We start from the raw sequence: 17,118 nt of genomic DNA, 5'->3' as shown, positions 1-17,118 counted from the left end.
AACGTTTCCCTGCAATCAATATAGGCGGTTTAGCAACAGTGTTGGATTATGCCTGAGTTTCAGCGAACACTTGCTCACGATGAGCTGTATGCAGAACCTCGATCATCTTGTCCTCGAGGGCAAAGCGTTCCTCCAGTGATTCGCCTAATGAGGACAGCTGACAGGTAAGTTCGTGCATCTCTTGCAACGTTTGTCCTTCAAAGCTTGAATACAGATCATTGAAGTCCAGTGCGGCATCGGTGCTGGTTTGAATGCGGGGAAATAGTTCCTGCGCAGTTTCCAGACTACCGTCATTGAACTCACTGCCCTCTTTCAGCAGTTGTTCATAGACTTCAAAGTGACCGGACGATATATAGTCCATCATCAGCTGAGAGAACTCCTGAATGTGTTCTTTCAGGGCTTCATCGGCGTTCTGTTGTGGTAGCGCGACAAAGGTGCTGATGAGTCTCTGACGTTCTTCGAGCCAGCTATCTATTATATCGCTGACACCTCCCCAGCGTTCCTGGGCGTTTCGGCATTTTTCTAGCATAGCGGGCCTCCTTATTATAAAAACAGTACTCGAGACTGCTTGCTCTCAATACTAATCCTATCGCTGTGAACTAGGCAATAGCTGAAGTCGTTTCCGTTGAGGTTACTCAAACTTAGGGGGTGGGCGCTGATATTTTTGTTCAAAGATGGTACAAATAGAGCTAACTCTATGATTAATTCGTTGTTTTGAGATCGAACGCATCTTTATAACCCGGTTAGGAAGTTGAATAATGTTAAAACGTTTATTGCTGATGGTGTTTCTGGGAGCGCTGATACAGCCTGCCTGGGCTGCAGATGAGCCTGTCGAGGGCGCGGAAGATGATTATGTAAACTATATTGAGTTGAAGCCCTTCGTCTCAAATTTTGTTAGTCCGGGGAAACTGCGATTTTTGAAATGTGAAATTACGATTCAGGTGACTAGCTCAGCAGCCCATCATGCAGTGAACTATCATAAGCCTGAAGTGAGACATGAGATTTTGATGCTGTTGAGTTCGAAAGAGGAGGAGCAGCTCAAAACGGTGGATGCTCAGCACTTACTGGCTCAGGAGGCCCTGGGAAAGGTACAGCAAGTGCTATTGGCTGAAGAAGGCGAAGCTTTTGTAGCGGATCTGTTCTTTACCAGTTTTGTTTTGCAGTGAGCTGATTATAAAAAAACCCGCATAGCGGGTTTTTTTAGCAGTGCATACTTTACGAGTGAGTCATTGAGAAAGATAGTCCGCCAGATAATTATCAAAATTCTGCGTATCACTCATTTCAATCTGAGCCTGTTCTTCTTTTGAACTAACCGTTAATTGGTCAAGATAAGCCTGCTGCTCAGAGCTTATCCCTACATTGATGATGTTATTACGGTGCTTTCGGCTCTGTTGCAGAATAAAGGCTTCATAGTCGAGCCCGGATGTCTGCATCGCTTCAAGAATCTGTGCGGAAGGCGTCAGTTTCGGATCGTTCAATTTTGCTTGTTGTGCAGCGACAGCATCTGAATAGCGGGAATTTCCGGCGATTTCATCCAAAACAACAGCGGTCTGTTGAATGTCCGTCAATAGCTGGTTACCCCATTCAGGTACCGTCAGTTGCTGATCATTTTTAGTCAGTGTCAGGCCTGGCTCACGCCCTCGGTTAACGATCAGACTGTTGTTCTGATCGATTAACTCACATTCCTTATTTGATACTTCGCTGGGGTCTGATAACAGGCAGGTCACCAAAAAGGCATCAAGGAAATCTGACTGCAGCTGATCGATACCCAGGGGAAGCAGAGGGTTGATATCGGTATTGCGCACTTCGATATATTCTACACCGCGCTCATGTAGAGCGTGTATCGGCTTTTCTCCGGACAGGGCTACCCGTTTAGGGCGAATATCGCTGTAGTATTCATTTTCGATTTGCAGAACACAGTTATTCAGCTGCTTATACCCTTCTGCGGTCTTAACACCCAGTTTGTCATACGCAGGGTAAGGGGTGTTAATCGCCTGGGTCAGAGTGTGGATATAGGTGTCGAGGTGATTGAAACAGATATTCAACTCTGCCTGAGCCTTATTGGAATAGCCCAGATCACTCATGCGCAATGATGTTGCATAAGGCCGGTAGAGCGTCTTCTCATCCCAGACATCCAGATCGTGTTTTTGGCCGCACATAAAGCTGGAGGAAAGAGCAGGCGATGCACCAAACAGATAGAGCAGCAACCATGATGAACGGCGGAAGTTCCGAATCAGTTTAAAATAGCCGGACGAGCGAAACTGCTGAAGGCTTTCCTGACTGCCTTGAAGTTCCCGTAGCACTGGCCAGAGGGTTTCCGGTAAAGAAAAGTTATAGTGAATACCTGCAATTGCCTGCATCATTTTTCCATAACGATGCTCAAGCCCCACGCGATAAATATATTTTAGTCGGCCAACATTAGAGCTACCGAAATGAGCGATCTGGATAGCGCTCTCTCCGGCAATATGGCAGGGCATACTGGCACTCCAGAGTTCCTCTTCTCCCAGCTGCTGATAGGTATAGCTATGCAACTGTTGTAGAAAATTGAGGGCGTCCCCAGACTCTTTGAATGCGGGCGTAATAAATTCTAGCAGCGCTTCAGAGTAGTCGGTGGTGATATGGCTGTGAGTCAGGGCAGATCCCAGTGTAGCAGGGTGGTCAGTCTGGCTGATCGAACCTTGAGTATCAACTCGCAGACCTTCTTTCTCGATGCCATGAAGGATACCGTCGAGCGCCAGAATCTGGCCGTTCTCAGTAAGTAATTTCAGATTCTGTTTTAGTGCCTCAGACACGTCAGGATACCTTTACCAGGGAAAAAGAGCGCTATTATAGCGTAGCCTTTGCTCAACGTGATACCTACAGATATGAGGAATCAGGGTTTTCGATAGAAAAGGAGAGGCAGCCGGACAAGAGGCTTATTCGGCTGCGGCTCTGAGAAGGATCAGGGTACTTGCAGTACCTGCATTGAATTGGTGCCATTACCACTGCCGATTATCGCGCCCCGGGTAAGCAGAACCAGATCACCACTGCAAAGTAACTCTTTTGCTTTCAGGCTCTCAAGTACCTGGTTATTGAGTGATTTAACGTCCAGACCTGTACCATCAAACAACATGGGCTCTACCCCACGGTAGAGCGCCATACGCCGCATTGCGCGCTCATTTCTGGTGAGCGCAAATATCGGCAGGCCAGAGCGAATACGTGACATCCAGCGCGGGGTTGAGCCGGATTCAGTCAGGCAGATAATCGCTTTTACCCCCACAAGATGGTTCGCGGTATACATGGCTGAGCGGGCGATAGTTTCGTCAATATGTTCACAACGCTGAGTGATACCTGTGGGTGCTGGTCGTGATAGCTGGTGTTTTTCTGCGCCCTGGCAGATCTTAGTCATCGCCTGAACAACTTCAACAGGGTAGTCTCCCGCGGCTGTCTCTGCGGACAGCATGACGGCATCAGTACCATCAAGAATTGCGTTAGCAACATCGAATACTTCTGCACGGGTTGGCATCGGATTCTGAATCATGGTTTCCATCATCTGAGTAGCGGTAATAATGGTGCGATTCAGTTCCCGTGCTCTTTTGATCATATGTTTCTGCACGCCGATCAGCTCCGCATCGCCGATCTCAACGCCGAGGTCGCCGCGGGCCACCATAACGCCATCGCAGGCCAGAATGATATCGTCCAGCGCTTCATTAGAGCTGACGGTCTCTGCCCGCTCTACCTTGGCAATAATCTCAGCGCTACTGCCTGCTTGATCGAGTAGTTGTCGTGCTTCAATCAGATCGACAGAGCTGCGAGGGAAGGAGACCGCGATATAATCAGCATCAATATCGGCGGCGACCAGTATGTCTTGTTTATCTTTATCGGTCAGCGCTGCTGCTGAAAGTCCGCCTCCTTGACGATTAATACCCTTGTTGTTGGACAGAGGGCCGCCAATGATGACTTCGCAGTTAATCCGGGTAGCCTGAACATTGAGGACTTTAAATTGCACGCGGCCATCATCCAGTAGCAGTATATCGCCAGGGCGGCTATCCCCTGGAAGTGCTTTATAGTCGATGCCGACCTGAGTCTGGTCTCCTGCATGGGTATCCAGTGCGGAGTCGAGTGCAAAGTGATCACCAACCGCCAGCTTGATTTTGATATCATCTTTGAAGCGAGCGATGCGGATCTTTGGGCCCTGCAGATCACCGAGTATTGCGACAGGTATCGCTAATTGTTGAGATAATTTGCGCACTTCTGCAGCGCGTTGGCGGTGATCGTCGGCGCTGCCATGGGAAAAGTTGAGTCGTACCACGTTAACGCCTGAGCGGATCAGCTGATCGAGTACGCCCGGTTTATCTGTTGATGGGCCAAGAGTAGCAACAATTTTTGTGCGTTTTTGCATGATAAGTTTATCCGATGGGCGGTGAAACAGCTTTACCTGTTAGACTTTATTGGTCGTTTCTATTACAACTTACGGGTAGAGCAATCATTTTAATAGCTCTTAATACTCTATTCATAAGCTTAACCAATATTTATGTAAATATATTACAGGAAATGTAGTGTTTTGCCGAATATTAAATGATTTATGAGCTGAAATAGTAAAGCAATCTTAACTTTTTGTAATTGTATTACGGGCTGCTATTTGATAAAAACACGTTTACGTCCACTGCTGGTATTGTTGCTACTAGGGCTCTTTGCGCTGGTCATCTACCAAACGGTCTCAATGAGTCGCTCCCGTGCGGTTGAAGATCTTCAGCAAAGTGCATCTGCAGACTTGAACCGTTATGTTTTGAGTCTTCAACAGGAGCTTGATCGCTATAAAGATCTGCCAAAATTACTGTCGTCCCATTCAGAGCTTGTGAACCTCCTGCTGCTGCCTGAAAGCGACGGGGTGTTTAGGGCAAATTTGTATCTTGAACAAGTGAATCAGACCATTGGAGCGTCAGATACCTATCTGATGGATACCGAAGGTAATACCCTGGCGGCCAGTAACTGGTCACAGGAGAGTACGTTCGTGGGACGTAACTTTTCCTTCCGGCCCTATTTCAGGGATGCACTTGAGGGCAGAGAGGGGCGTTATTTTGCGCTGGGTACAACCTCTAAGAAACGCGGATACTTTTTCTCATATCCAGTGAAATACCGGGAGAATATTCTTGGCGTCATCGTGGTTAAGATCGATCTCAATGATATTGAGACCGACTGGAATGATCCGCAGACAGATATTCTGGTGACCGATGAGGATGGCGTTATCTTTATCAGCACCCGTTCGGAATGGAAGTTTCGGACACTGGAGCCACTCCCTCAGCCGGATTTGCAAAGAATTGTTTCCAGCTTACGTTACGGCGATCATCAACTAACATCGCTGCCTATTCTGGAGCGAAAGCGTCTTCTGAACAGCGAAGTAGTCACCTTGATAGAAGGGGATAGAATTGATAACCGGGCTCTGGATGGGGTCGAAACCCGGCAATATCTGCAACAGGTACGGACGGTGCCTGATGCCGGTTTCAATGTTTCGATTTTGGCGGATCTTAAGTCGGTAGAGCGTCGGGTTATTAATAACGCTTTACTGGCGGGTTTTATTTACAGTGCTCTGGTCTTCCTTGTTCTGTTTTTGATGGCCCGGCGAAGAATTTCCCATGAACGGGCCCGGTTTAAACGTCAGCAGACTCTATCGCTAGAGCGAAGTGAGGCGAGGGTAAGGGCGATAATCGATAATACTCACGCAGGATTGATTACTCTGGATGCTCATGGCTTGATTGAGTCATTTAATCCGACCGCTGAAAAGCTGTTTGGTTACCATGCTGACTTTATCTCGGGGGAGTATTTCAGCAAGCTGGTCGGCCAGGAGGATCGGGCCGTTTGTTGGCAGCATATTTCCCATCAGAACGAGGAGAGCCAGCCTGCTGAGCTGATGGTCGAGGCGTCCGGTGTACGGGCTAATGGTTCAGCATTTCCGATTGAATTAATCATCGGTAGGATGTCCGATAGTAGTGCCAGTCGGTTTGTCGTTACTATCCATGATGTTACCGAACGTAAAGAGAATGAAGAACAGTTGCGAGAAGCCCGGGATCAGCTTGAATACCGGGTGTCGGAGCGCACCCAGGATCTAACCCGGGCGAATGCCCGTCTTCTGCAGGAAGTAGAAGAGCATAAGAATACGCAAAATGAGCTGATTCAAACCGCTAAACTGGCTGTTATCGGGCAGATGTCTGCGGGGATTAACCATGAATTGAATCAGCCACTTACCGCGATTAGGAGTTATACCGATAATGCCCTGTCTTTTTTGGAAATGGGGAAAACGGACCCTATTAACAGTAATCTGCGTGAGATCAGCGGTCTGACTCAGCGGATGGCCAAGATTATCGCGCCGCTAAAAGAGTTCTCCCGAAAAACCACCGGTCAGTCAGCATTAGTTAGTTTGAAAGCAGTGCGAGACGGCGCGATGTCGATCATGTATGGCCGCCTGGATAAGGCTAACGCCAAAATTGAATGGCCGAATAAACTTGATCAGTTTTTTGTGCTTGGAGATACGCTGCGACTCGAACAGGTCGTGGTTAATTTAATTAGTAATGCATTGCAGGCAATGGAGGGGCAGTCAGAAAAATGGATAGAGATTGGGTTAGAGCGACAACCGTCACGACTGCTGATCTCGTTTCGTGACCATGGGCCGGGTATCCCCGAGTCAGAATTGGGGAAGGTTTTTGAACCCTTTTATACCACTAAAAAAGCGGGTCAGGGACTAGGGCTGGGTTTGTCCATTTCACATCGTATTATTGAGTCTATGAATGGCCAGCTGAGTGTTGCAAACCATCCGCTGGGTGGTGCAATTTTCACGATCAGTTTACCGACAACGGATGCGCCGGCATCGTCTATCGGGTTAGAATAATTTGAAACGGTTAAGAATAAAGAGCGATCGATGAATGCTGAAATAACAGCGGAAGAGAAGCAGCCGCATCAAATCTTGTTAGTTGATGATGAGAAACATATCCGGATTGCCGTTGGGCAGACGCTGGAGCTAGCCGGCTATGACGTTGTGGCTGCAGAGAGTGCTGAAAAAGCCTTGAGCCTTCTTGACCGGGACTGGCCCGGGGTTGTGGTCAGTGATATCAATATGCCGGGTATTGATGGGCTTGAATTGATGCAAAGGATCGTCAATATTGATGCGGATTTGCCCGTTATTCTGATAACCGGGCATGGTGATATCTCTATGGCTGTGGGGGCTATGCGAGATGGTGCTTACGACTTTATTGAGAAGCCTTTTTCCTCTGAGTTACTCAATGACGTTGTCCGTCGTGCCGCTGAGAAGCGTCGTCTGACCCTTGAAAACAGACACTTGCGTAAAGCGCTTGAGGCGCAAGGGGGTATAGGCCCCCGGATTATTGGTAATTCTTTACGTATTCAACAGCTTAGGGCGATGATTCAGCACATTGCTGACACGCCTGCGGATATTCTGATTCAGGCTGAAACCGGCTCGGGTAAGGATCTGGTAGCTCGCTATATTCATGAGCACAGTAACCGCCGGGATAAGAACTTTGTGGCGATAAACTGTGGCGCGGTGCCAGAGCATCTGATTGAGAGCGAGCTGTTTGGCCATGAAAAGGGGGCTTTTACTGATGCTAAAAGTCGTCGCATTGGTAAGTTCGAGCATGCCAATGGCGGCACTTTGTTCCTGGATGAGATCGAGAGTATGTCTCCGTCGTTACAGGTTAAACTGTTACGGGTGCTTGAGGAGAGGGCGATAGAGCGATTAGGCTCTAATGAGTTAATCGCGCTGGACCTTCGGGTGGTGGCTGCAACTAAAGTGAACCTGCGCGAGTTGAGTGAGCTGGGCGAATACCGGGAAGATCTGTATTATCGTCTTAACGTTGTGAGTCTTGAGATTCCACCGCTCAGAGAACGGCGGGAAGATATTCCGATGCTGTTTCAGCATTTTGCATTGATCGCATCGGCCCAGTATCAGAAAGAGGTGCCACAGCTGAGCGCCGAAAAGTTGCGGGCGCTGGTTGCTCACCACTGGCCCGGTAATGTCAGGGAGCTTCGGAATATCGCTGAGCGCTATGTGTTGCTGGGGCCGAGTTATGATTTCTCCGTAGGGGAGCAGAACGGTTCTTCGCCAGGTAAGTGCATGACCTTGCCAGAGCAGGTTGAGCAGTTTGAAAAACTGGTCCTGGAAGAGGAGCTGTCCCGCAACAGTGGCTCGTTGAAGCTTACGCAGGAAACTTTGGGGCTTCCCCGTAAGACGCTCTATGACAAAATGAAAAAGTATGAGCTGGATAAGAAAGATTACAAATAAAGGCTGAGTAGCAGATATAAAAACGGCGACCCCAGGGTCGCCGTTTTTCTGAGTAGAAACTGGAATCAGAGCTTAAATTGCTTCGCCCTTTTATCCAGTTCATCCGCCAGGTTATTCAGCTGTACCGCGATTGACGATAAACGTACAACCCGGTCTTTAGCGTGTTCACTGCCCTCATTTATTTCATTAACCGCGCCCTCGATTTCCAGCGTAGCTGCACCGCTCTGCTTCACGGATTCGGAGATGCTATGGTTGGTTTCAGTAATCGCTTCCATCTCTTTTTGAATATTAAAGAGTACCGCTGAGGTTTCTTGAACTTCTTTAACATTCGATTCGGTTTCTTTGCTTGCCTGCCCCATTACCTGGGCGGCGCCCTTCGCATTTTGCTGCAGCGAGCCGATAATACCGTTGATCTCAACCGTGGCGTTCTGAGTCCGTTGAGAAAGGGTTCGAACTTCATCTGCGACGACGGCGAAACCTCGGCCCTGCTCACCTGCACGTGCCGCCTCAATCGCCGCGTTAAGTGCAAGGAGATTGGTTTGCTCGGCGATATCCTGAATCACGCTTAATACAGCATCGATGTTATAGCTTTGCTGTTCGAGTTGAACGATAACCTCGGTTGCGTGCTGGATCTGCTGCTGCAGAGATTCAATCTTCTTCACGGTAGCGGAGGTGATATCAACGCCGCTACGGGTTTCCTGTAACGCTTTATCAGACGCTTTAATGGTGACGTCGGCGGTGGCGGAAACGTTCTGTGTAGCGCCATCCATTGCGATCATTGCATTGGTGACCGCTTCAGCCCGGCTTATCTGTTTTGCTGTGCCGCTGTTAGCCATCTCAGAGATATCATTGATATGACTGCTACACTGGCCCAGCATCTCAATTGACTGGACGACGTGCTGAATACTGTCGTGAAAGGTCCGGAGCATGCTGTTGAATGAAACGGACATCTGGCCAATTTCATCATTAGATTGTATGTCCAGCTGCTGAGTCAGATCTGCATTCTGCTCAATATCCCGAATGGTATCGTTCATTTTATTGATCGGTTTAATGACGATTCGGTGAATCATCCAGCCGACTAAAAACAGCGCGATAATAAACATAGCCAGTTCGACAAGAGCGATGTTTCTGATATTAGTGAAGATATGCTTATCAATTTTCTCAAAGCTATAGGTCACGCGAACAGCACCCAGAATCGCACCTTCCTCAACCGGGTGGCACGTCAGACAGTTGGTACCTTTATAATCTGAGCTGGCTCGCATCGGATGGATAATGGTCATCCGGTGGCCTTTCTCATCATCCAGTTCAACGGCTATGTTCTCGCCCGTCATTGCTCGTCTATCCAGATCATCCTGGATATGTGAATCCGATGTGCCTTCACCGTACATGCTTGTAACTGGATCGCCACGTATGATGCGTGCTTCGATCAGATCCGGGTTCGCAAGGATTTTTGATTGCAGTGCTTGCCGGTTGTTCATCGTGCCGCTCAGCATCATGATGTTGATACTGTCGAAGTAAGCATCGGCAGTGCTTTGCGTATTTTGCAGCGCAATTTCGGATGACAGGCCGGTTTCGCTTCTATAGATCGCAGTGATAGAGGTGATCAGTACAATAAGAAAGACAAAAGCGAGGCTTAAATTTACTTTGGTTTGAATCGCCATAATTAGATATCCGGATGAATTATCAGGCTTTTTAAGTTTGCCACTAATATACCTGTCTGTAGCGTACGGTGCGACTGTCTATGTCAGCATTTTGGGTAATTTCACGGATCAGCCCTTGCGATTGAGTGGAAACCCCTCTTTGTTCTCGTCGTAAATGGGTGGTTTTCCGCCCGTAAGTTAGTTGCCATCTATTTGAGCTTCAACAGAGAGTACTGTCCCAACTTATTGTTTTGACATAGTAAAAAATATTTCTCTAGGCTTTTTTCGATAGTTGGCGCGTACTTTGCTCTAACCAATGTGTAAAAAAAAAGAAATTGAGCGCGGGTTCTGCTGTTAGACCCAAAAGCGCCTGAATAATTACAATATTGGAGAAGCATATGCGTTTACTTACTGCGGCCGTTACGGCAATGGCTCTGACTCTTGGTGCAACATCAGCAATAGCTGCACCGGTTGAAATTAAGTTTTCTCACGTAGTGGCAGAAAATACGCCTAAAGGTCAAATGGCCAACAAGTTTGCTGAACTGGTTGCTGAGCGTCTGGCAGGAAAAGTGGAAGTGAATGTTTTCCCTAGTTCACAGTTGTTTGGCGATAATAAGGTGCTGGAGGCGATGTTGCTGGGTGATGTGCAGATGGCGGCGCCATCCCTGTCTAAGTTCCAGAAATATACTAAGTCTCTACAGTTGTTTGATCTGCCGTTCCTGTTTAAGGATATCGATGCCGTTGAGCGTTTTCAAAGCAGTGCTGATGGCCAGAAAATGCTGACCTCTCTTGAGTCTAAAGGTTTGGTCGGCCTGGGCTACCTGCACAACGGTATGAAGCAGCTATCTGCCAGCGATCCGCTGAAAGTACCTGCCGATGCAAGTGGTAAAAAGTTCCGCATCATGACCTCTGATGTGCTGCAGGCACAGTTTGAAGCGGTGGACGCGGTTCCTTTGAAGAAGCCTTTCTCTGAAGTATTTACACTGCTGCAAACGAAGGCGATTGATGGACAGGAAAATACCTGGTCTAACATCTTCTCCAAGAAGTTTTTCGAAGTACAGCCCTTCATCACTGAGTCAAATCACGGTGTGCTGGATTACATGGTCGTGACTTCTGCTGAATTCTGGGGTGGTCTGGATGCTGATCTGCGTTCTGAAATAAAAGCGGCTTTGGATGAAGCGATCGCGTTTGGTAACGGTATCGCTGCAGATAAAGCGAACAGTGATAAGCAGGCGATTATCGACTCTAAGCGTTCTGAAGTTATCGAGATCTCAGCTGAAGAGCGTGCCCTATGGGTGACAGCTATGAAGCCAGTTTGGGCTCAGTTTGCGGATGAAATCGGTGCTGATCTGATAAAAGCCGCTGAAGCGTCTAACCAGTAAAGCAGGTTTTCCGAAGATCTCTGCGAGATCTTTAGGGTGACTAAGCACGATAGCTGCGACGGGAGTATAGGCCCTGTCGCAGCACCCTCTCTATAGATATTTAACTCTTTGGTTTCACAGGAGAGCCATTCTGGCTCTGTATGGGCTTGTAAGGCTGTCCTGTGAAGCACCTGTTATCACAATGACAAGGTAGGAAGTTCACCGTTGTTATTAAGGGGGCCGTTATGGTTCGTAATCTAATCACAAAGCTGGAAGAGACGTTTCTCTCCCTGCTGCTGGTGGCGATGACGCTACTGGTATTTGCTGAGGTGGTAATGCGCTTTGGCTTTAATTCGGGTATTCACTGGGCGCAGGAGATGACTCTTCTGTTGGCTGCCTGGTTTGTGCTTTATGGTGCTTCGTACGGCATTAAAGTCGGTGCGCATATCGGTGTTGATGTGTTTGTTAAGTTGCTGCCGAAAAATGCACACCGCTTCTTTACGCTGGTCGCGATTGGCCTGTGCCTGGTCTACAGCGGGTTGTTACTTTATGGCTCGTGGATCTATCTGAGCAAGATGAAAATGATCGGCATCGAGCTGGAAGATATGCCAATTCAGAAATGGATGGCGATGAGTATTCTGGTGATCGGTTTTGCAATGCTAATCATTCGCTTCTTAGAGCTGGGCTGGAAAGTACTTAAGCATCAGACTGAGGGCTTTGGTATGCATGATGAAGCCGAAGAAAGCATGGAGATAGCGAAAGAACTGAAAGCGATGGAAGAGCAGGAAAGACTCGAGAAAGAACGTAAGGATTCAGACAGAGGGGATCGCTCATGACTACTGCTGCGCTATTTATTATTCTGTTTGCCTGTATGTTTATGGGCATGCCGATTGCGATCGCTCTGGGTTTGTCCAGCGTGACGACAATTCTTCTGTTCTCAAACGACTCACTGGCTTCAGTGTCATTGAAATTTTTTGAGGCAACGTCTGAGCACTATACGCTGCTGGCGATCCCTTTCTTTATCCTGTCATCGGCCTTCTTATCGACCGGCGGTGTGGCTAAGCGGCTGATTAATTTTGCCGTTGATAGTGTCGGCCATGTGCGTGGTGGACTGGCGATGGCATCGGTTATGGCGTGTATGCTGTTTGCTGCCGTATCGGGCTCTTCGCCTGCGACTGTGGCGGCGATCGGAACTATTGTTATCGCGGGTATGGTACGTTCTGGATACCCAGAGTCATTTGCCGCTGGCGTAATTGCTAATGCCGGTACTCTCGGTATTTTGATTCCGCCTTCGATTGTTATGCTGGTGTATGCTGCTGCGACTGAAGTATCAGCATCGCGTATGTTTATGGCGGGCTTTATTCCGGGTTTGATGATGGGCGGTATTCTGATGATTGCCATCTATATCGCCGCGCGGATAATGAAGCTGCCTGCTGAGCCCTTTCCGGGATTCCGGCATTTAGGTAAGTCTTTCATTATCGCCCTGGGCGGCCTGATGTTGATTATCATCGTATTGGGCTCCATTTATGGCGGTATTGCCAGTCCGACTGAAGCCGCAGCAGTTGCTGCAGTATATGCGTACATGGTCTCAGTGCTTGGCTATCGTGATATTGGTCCAATGAAGGGGATCGCATGGCAGAATGAGGGCGAGTCCGCAGGCTCAGCAACTATCCGTAATATATTGCAGATGCTATGGGCTATTCCTAAGTCAGTTCGTCATCCTGAAGTACGTAAGGTTATTCTGGATGCCACGAAAGTGTCTCTGATGCTGCTGTTTATTATTGCTAATGCGATGCTGTTTGCACATGTATTGACGACTGAGCGTATCCCTCATCAGATTGCTGAAGTGATCGTTAACTGGGGGCTGCCAGCCTGGGGCTTTCTGATTGTAGTGAATATTCTGCTGTTGATAGCGGGTAACTTTATGGAGCCTTCTGCGATCATTCTGATCATGGCTCCTATTCTGTTCCCAATAGCGACTCAGCTGGGTATCGATCCGATTCATCTGGGTATTATCATGGTGGTGAATATGGAAATTGGCATGCTGACACCTCCGGTAGGCTTGAACCTCTTTGTGACCGCAGGTATCACCGGTAAGAATATGATCTGGGTAATAAAAGCCTGCTTGCCTTGGTTATGTTTGCTGTTGTTCTTCCTGATATTGATCACTTATATACCGCAGATCTCGCTGTTCTTGCCGGAATATATCGATCACTTGAATGGTTATTAGTTTGTAATCAGCCGTTCATCCACCCAATCCGGATGAGTAACTGTTTAGGGCCGCATTTTCTTAATGAATCTGCGGCCCTTTTTTTTGTCAAAAATCAGGTGCATCTACCGCTTATGATGACGAATGCACAGAAAATATGTCCAGAAGGCTTTTATCGATGCAGTGGTCTTTCCCATGCTTGTCCCGACGCTTAAGGTTCGTGAGATTATACGAAGTGCTTCAAGGTCTTTCTTATGCAGGTCTCCATTGTTGCTATCGTGATATTGCTTGCCTCAAACCCACCTCAAAGAGGAATCCTCAGTACATAGCGTGAGTTCTTACTGAGTCGGAATACAAAAAATTAATGGTGCCGGCATTTGGCAGTTGATAATGCTGGTTTTACGGCGCTATCAGTAACTTTGCTCATAATGGTATCGATGCCTCTCTCTATTACTTCTCAGCTGGGAGTTGTCCGGCTTGCTTGTGTGTCATTTTGGCAGCGAGCTTGGATCTAGACATGATGATACCTCCAGTTAGTTAAATATACTTGTAGCGAGGGGGTAGCTGATCAGGTTGCTATTAAGGCAATAACCTCTTGTTTATATTGATAGTTCTTGATGCTATTGTCTGCGTGAATTATATATTCTGCTGATTCTATTATGTTTATAAAGATGAGTTAATTGGATGTTGAAAAACTGATGCTTTAGGACATTTGCCCTATAGGTAATTAGGGAAAACGCGTCAAAAGCTACTCGCTTCTCATATTTTCTTAATGAAATATTGTCAAGTTAAATGTCCCCATTCCGGGATGATTTAGTAACCCCTGCTGTTTTTATAAACTATCCTCTTATTTGCGACATAGGCTTGTCGCTTATTGGAGAACGGGCCCTTAGGTGCGGCATCACATGGGTTAGTGATGCAGGATGAGGGAGTAGGGGGTGTGTGTGAATATTCCAATGGTGGAATTACGTCGTCCAGTTTTATATGTACGGACAAATAATAAGATTGACTCTATTAGCAAAGCCACTATCTCTCTGCAGGGCTGGGATATTGAAGAAGTAGAGTGCCTGCAGGAAGCTAGAAGCATTATTGATAATCAAAAGTATAGTGTTGGTTTAATTCAGCTTGTCAGTGTTGAACCCGGTCAGCTTCGCGAAGTAGAGGCTCTTTTGACTGATTATCGCACCATCGAATGGGTGATTATCACTAGTACTGAGTGTTTACATGAGCGAGCTTTTTGTAAATTGATTCGTGAAACTTGTCATGATTATTATACGCTGCCTCTCTCAGAGGTAGACTATATGCGTCTGCTGTCGACACTAGGCCATGCTCATGGAATGGCAAGCCTATGCTTAGATGACTTGGAACAAGGCTACGATGAGTATGAGATGGTGGGGAGTAGTCCATCGATGATTAAATTGTTTGGCTCGATTCGTAAGGTTGCCAGTGTCGATGCGCCTGTTTTGATATATGGAGAAAGCGGAACCGGAAAAGAGCTGATCGCGAGGGCTGTCCATGAGCGCTCCGGCCGTGCAGACAAGCCATTCATTGCTGTTAATTGCGGTGCTATCCCTGAAAATCTCATACAGTCTGAATTATTTGGCTATGAAAAAGGTGCATTTACGGGCGCTAATTCGCAGAAATGTGGCCAGATCGAGGCGGCAGCCGGAGGCACTCTTTTTCTTGATGAAATAGGAGACTTGCCTTTTGATATGCAGGTTAATCTGCTGCGATTCTTGCAGGAAAATGTAATTCAACGGTTGGGTGGCAATACAGAAATTCCTGTGGATGTCAGAGTGGTTGCAGCAACGAATGTTGATCTTGATGCAGCCGTTAAAAGTGGTCGATTTCGTGAGGATCTCTTGTATCGATTGAATGTTCTTCAGTTGCAGCCACCACCGTTGCGAGAAAGAGAAGGTGATACTCAGTTGATGGCCCAGTTCTTCTTTGACCGCTTTGTTTCAGATGGGCAGGCAAAACTTAAAGGTTTCTCTCAGACATCTCTACAGGTGATGGAACGATACAGCTGGCCAGGTAATGTCAGGGAGCTTATTAATCGGATACGCCGGGCAATTGTTATGTGCGATGGGCGGCTGATTAAGCCGGATGACCTGGACCTGCAGAGCTACAGTACAGATGATGATCGGCCAGTTATCTCATTGGAAGAGGCACGAGAAAAGGCGGAGAAAGAGGCGGTTATCAGTGCCATAAGATACTGCCATAATAATATGACACAGACAGCCAAGGTGTTGGGTGTATCCAGAGTGACATTGTATCGAATCATCGAAAAGTATCACTTATCTTTATCGTAATGAATCTCTGCTAATGTCTTGTCTTTTAAGTATAAAAAAACCGCTATTGGCGGTTTTTTTATGTCTGACCGGTACCGAAAAGTGTGCTTGCGTTAAGATTGTAATACTGCCTTTACACTTATGTGTAGCTATATAACTAACTGATACATAAGTCTTTTTTATTGCTGTTGTCAAGTTGGTGTTAACTTCCTGAAACAGTTACAGCCTCTCTCGCTAGTAGAGTATCGTGCCGAAGATGATTAATCCTATGTAAATCAGACAGATAGTTTTTTTGGTTCTGTTCTTGCTGTGTTGTAAGTGAACTTAGTCCACTTATCAGGTGATCAGAATGATCAATTGGTTAACCCCAACCAGTATTAAAAAAGTTTTAGCGGTTAGTTTGCTATCACTTGCTGGATTGTGGTGGGCGCCTGTGCTGATGGCTGATCAAGGGGTGGGGGATCAGTTATTCGCATCTGATTCAGGCATTGCAGTAGCAGTGCTGGACGAGGATCAGCTCGGAGCTGTTCGCGGACAAGGAATTGATCATGCGATTCCGTCGGCCCAGATGGAATTGGGCATTATTCTCTGGGATGAGGGGGGTGTTAAGAAAGGAGCTCAAAGTGCTCAGGGTTACAGCAATTCAGTTGTAACTGTCGAAGTCTATTTGGAGGGGCGCTGATTATGAAAGGCTCTCTCTCTACTCAATCTGTTAATTGTTTATTGATGCTGCTGATGGCCGCTAGTGCTGCTGCCGAAACGCCACTTGCGGTTGAACAATTTGAATACAGTAACCAGGCAGTGATTAGTGATTTTGCTTTGGAAAGTAGTCGCGGAATTATCGGCGTCAATATTGTCGCAGGGGATTCTAATGCTCAGCTTAATGCTCGTGCTCTTGCTGTAAGTATCGGTCAGGGTTTGGGTGCAACGGCACAGATCAAAGCTTCACAACATGTTGGCCTTCCCGGGGGGGGGCTTTATTCAGCTGTCAGTCTGATTGAGGGCAATGCATTTTCCAATGCTTCTGGCCTTATCTCTATTAACCATGCAAGTGGTTCCGGTAATGCACAACTCAATGACGTTGCTATCGGTTTTGCTTTAGGCGGGGTTGCGGTTTCTGAAAGTGAGTTAAGTCTCACGGTAACCGGTCAATCTGCCAGCCAGCTTACCAGTGATAGTAATGGACAACATCGACAAGTATCGATCGGTGAGGGTGCCTTTAATGGAACCAGTGGTGTGGTACAGATCAACCAATTGGCAGGTTCAGGAAATGCAACAAGTAACAGTTTTGGTCTCAGTGTTTCACTGGGATCAAAAAAATAATCGGGAATATACCCCGGTGCTT

Annotated in this window: 13 protein-coding genes; 9 read left to right on the top strand and 4 right to left on the bottom strand. The window is 47.2% G+C overall.

Annotation, left to right across the window (positions count from 1 at the left end; all coding sequences use genetic code 11):
- Positions 1–46: 46 nt before the first annotated feature.
- Complete coding sequence (locus AMJAP_RS17195; protein WP_019622741.1) at positions 47–529, bottom strand: Rsd/AlgQ family anti-sigma factor; 483 nt, start codon at positions 527–529, stop codon at positions 47–49.
- A gap of 229 nt (positions 530–758) precedes the next feature.
- On the opposite strand from AMJAP_RS17195, the gene AMJAP_RS17190 reads away from it, so the two are divergent.
- Positions 759–1,166, top strand: coding sequence for a flagellar basal body-associated FliL family protein (locus AMJAP_RS17190; protein ID WP_019622742.1), 408 nt, complete (start codon positions 759–761; stop codon positions 1,164–1,166).
- 60 nt (positions 1,167–1,226) lie between these two features.
- Here the strand turns inward: AMJAP_RS17190 and gshA are convergent, their stop codons facing one another.
- Positions 1,227–2,792 (bottom strand): glutamate--cysteine ligase, encoded by a 1,566-nt coding sequence (gshA, locus tag AMJAP_RS17185; protein ID WP_019622743.1) that lies wholly within the window; start codon positions 2,790–2,792, stop codon positions 1,227–1,229.
- A gap of 149 nt (positions 2,793–2,941) precedes the next feature.
- A complete protein-coding gene (gene pyk, locus AMJAP_RS17180; protein ID WP_019622744.1) occupies positions 2,942–4,381 on the bottom strand; it encodes a pyruvate kinase in 1,440 nt (479 codons plus the stop codon).
- A gap of 240 nt (positions 4,382–4,621) precedes the next feature.
- Here pyk and AMJAP_RS17175 point away from each other — a divergent pair, with 240 nt between their 5' ends.
- Entirely contained in the window at positions 4,622–6,865 is a 2,244-nt protein-coding gene (locus AMJAP_RS17175) for an ATP-binding protein (protein ID WP_019622745.1), read from the top strand.
- 30 nt (positions 6,866–6,895) lie between these two features.
- Entirely contained in the window at positions 6,896–8,272 is a 1,377-nt protein-coding gene (locus AMJAP_RS17170; RefSeq protein WP_019622746.1) for a sigma-54-dependent transcriptional regulator, read from the top strand.
- A 65-nt stretch (positions 8,273–8,337) separates the two neighbouring features.
- On the opposite strand, the gene AMJAP_RS17165 is transcribed toward AMJAP_RS17170, so the two are convergent.
- The gene (locus AMJAP_RS17165) at positions 8,338–9,933 is read right to left on the bottom strand and encodes a methyl-accepting chemotaxis protein (protein WP_019622747.1); all 1,596 of its coding nucleotides are present in this window, start codon (positions 9,931–9,933) and stop codon (positions 8,338–8,340) included.
- Positions 9,934–10,310: 377 nt separating this feature from the next.
- On the opposite strand from AMJAP_RS17165, the gene AMJAP_RS17160 reads away from it, so the two are divergent.
- The 6 genes from AMJAP_RS17160 (at position 10,311) to AMJAP_RS17135 (ending at position 17,096) form a co-directional block, all read left to right on the top strand.
- A complete protein-coding gene (locus tag AMJAP_RS17160) occupies positions 10,311–11,294 on the top strand; it encodes a TRAP transporter substrate-binding protein (RefSeq protein ID WP_019622748.1) in 984 nt (327 codons plus the stop codon).
- Positions 11,295–11,518: 224 nt separating this feature from the next.
- On the top strand, positions 11,519–12,109 hold the full coding sequence (locus AMJAP_RS17155) for a TRAP transporter small permease (RefSeq protein ID WP_019622749.1): 591 nt from the start codon (positions 11,519–11,521) through the stop codon (positions 12,107–12,109).
- Positions 12,106–13,503 carry a TRAP transporter large permease gene (locus AMJAP_RS17150; RefSeq protein ID WP_019622750.1) on the top strand — a complete coding sequence of 466 codons (1,398 nt, stop codon included), beginning with the start codon at positions 12,106–12,108 and terminating at the stop codon, positions 13,501–13,503. Before AMJAP_RS17155 ends, AMJAP_RS17150 begins: the two co-directional genes overlap by 4 nt.
- Before the next feature lie 923 nt (positions 13,504–14,426).
- Positions 14,427–15,794, top strand: coding sequence for a sigma-54 dependent transcriptional regulator (locus AMJAP_RS17145; protein ID WP_236588732.1), 1,368 nt, complete (start codon positions 14,427–14,429; stop codon positions 15,792–15,794).
- A gap of 328 nt (positions 15,795–16,122) precedes the next feature.
- On the top strand, positions 16,123–16,455 hold the full coding sequence (locus AMJAP_RS17140) for a hypothetical protein (RefSeq protein WP_019622752.1): 333 nt from the start codon (positions 16,123–16,125) through the stop codon (positions 16,453–16,455).
- Positions 16,456–16,457: 2 nt separating this feature from the next.
- The gene (locus AMJAP_RS17135; protein WP_019622753.1) at positions 16,458–17,096 is read left to right on the top strand and encodes a hypothetical protein; all 639 of its coding nucleotides are present in this window, start codon (positions 16,458–16,460) and stop codon (positions 17,094–17,096) included.
- Positions 17,097–17,118 lie beyond the last annotated feature (22 nt).

The organism is Amphritea japonica ATCC BAA-1530, from assembly GCF_016592435.1.
Taxonomy (GTDB): domain Bacteria; phylum Pseudomonadota; class Gammaproteobacteria; order Pseudomonadales; family Balneatricaceae; genus Amphritea; species Amphritea japonica.
This window is presented reverse-complemented; position numbering and strand designations above follow the sequence as displayed.

Coding starts and splice junctions, on each gene's coding strand:
- AMJAP_RS17195 (WP_019622741.1), bottom strand. CDS start 529: ATGCTAGAAAAATGCCGAAACGCCCAGGAACGCTGGGGAGGTGTCAGC.
- AMJAP_RS17190 (WP_019622742.1), top strand. CDS start 759: ATGTTAAAACGTTTATTGCTGATGGTGTTTCTGGGAGCGCTGATACAG.
- pyk (WP_019622744.1), bottom strand. CDS start 4,381: ATGCAAAAACGCACAAAAATTGTTGCTACTCTTGGCCCATCAACAGAT.
- AMJAP_RS17170 (WP_019622746.1), top strand. CDS start 6,896: ATGAATGCTGAAATAACAGCGGAAGAGAAGCAGCCGCATCAAATCTTG.
- AMJAP_RS17165 (WP_019622747.1), bottom strand. CDS start 9,933: ATGGCGATTCAAACCAAAGTAAATTTAAGCCTCGCTTTTGTCTTTCTT.
- AMJAP_RS17160 (WP_019622748.1), top strand. CDS start 10,311: ATGCGTTTACTTACTGCGGCCGTTACGGCAATGGCTCTGACTCTTGGT.
- AMJAP_RS17155 (WP_019622749.1), top strand. CDS start 11,519: ATGGTTCGTAATCTAATCACAAAGCTGGAAGAGACGTTTCTCTCCCTG.
- AMJAP_RS17150 (WP_019622750.1), top strand. CDS start 12,106: ATGACTACTGCTGCGCTATTTATTATTCTGTTTGCCTGTATGTTTATG.
- AMJAP_RS17140 (WP_019622752.1), top strand. CDS start 16,123: ATGATCAATTGGTTAACCCCAACCAGTATTAAAAAAGTTTTAGCGGTT.
- AMJAP_RS17135 (WP_019622753.1), top strand. CDS start 16,458: ATGAAAGGCTCTCTCTCTACTCAATCTGTTAATTGTTTATTGATGCTG.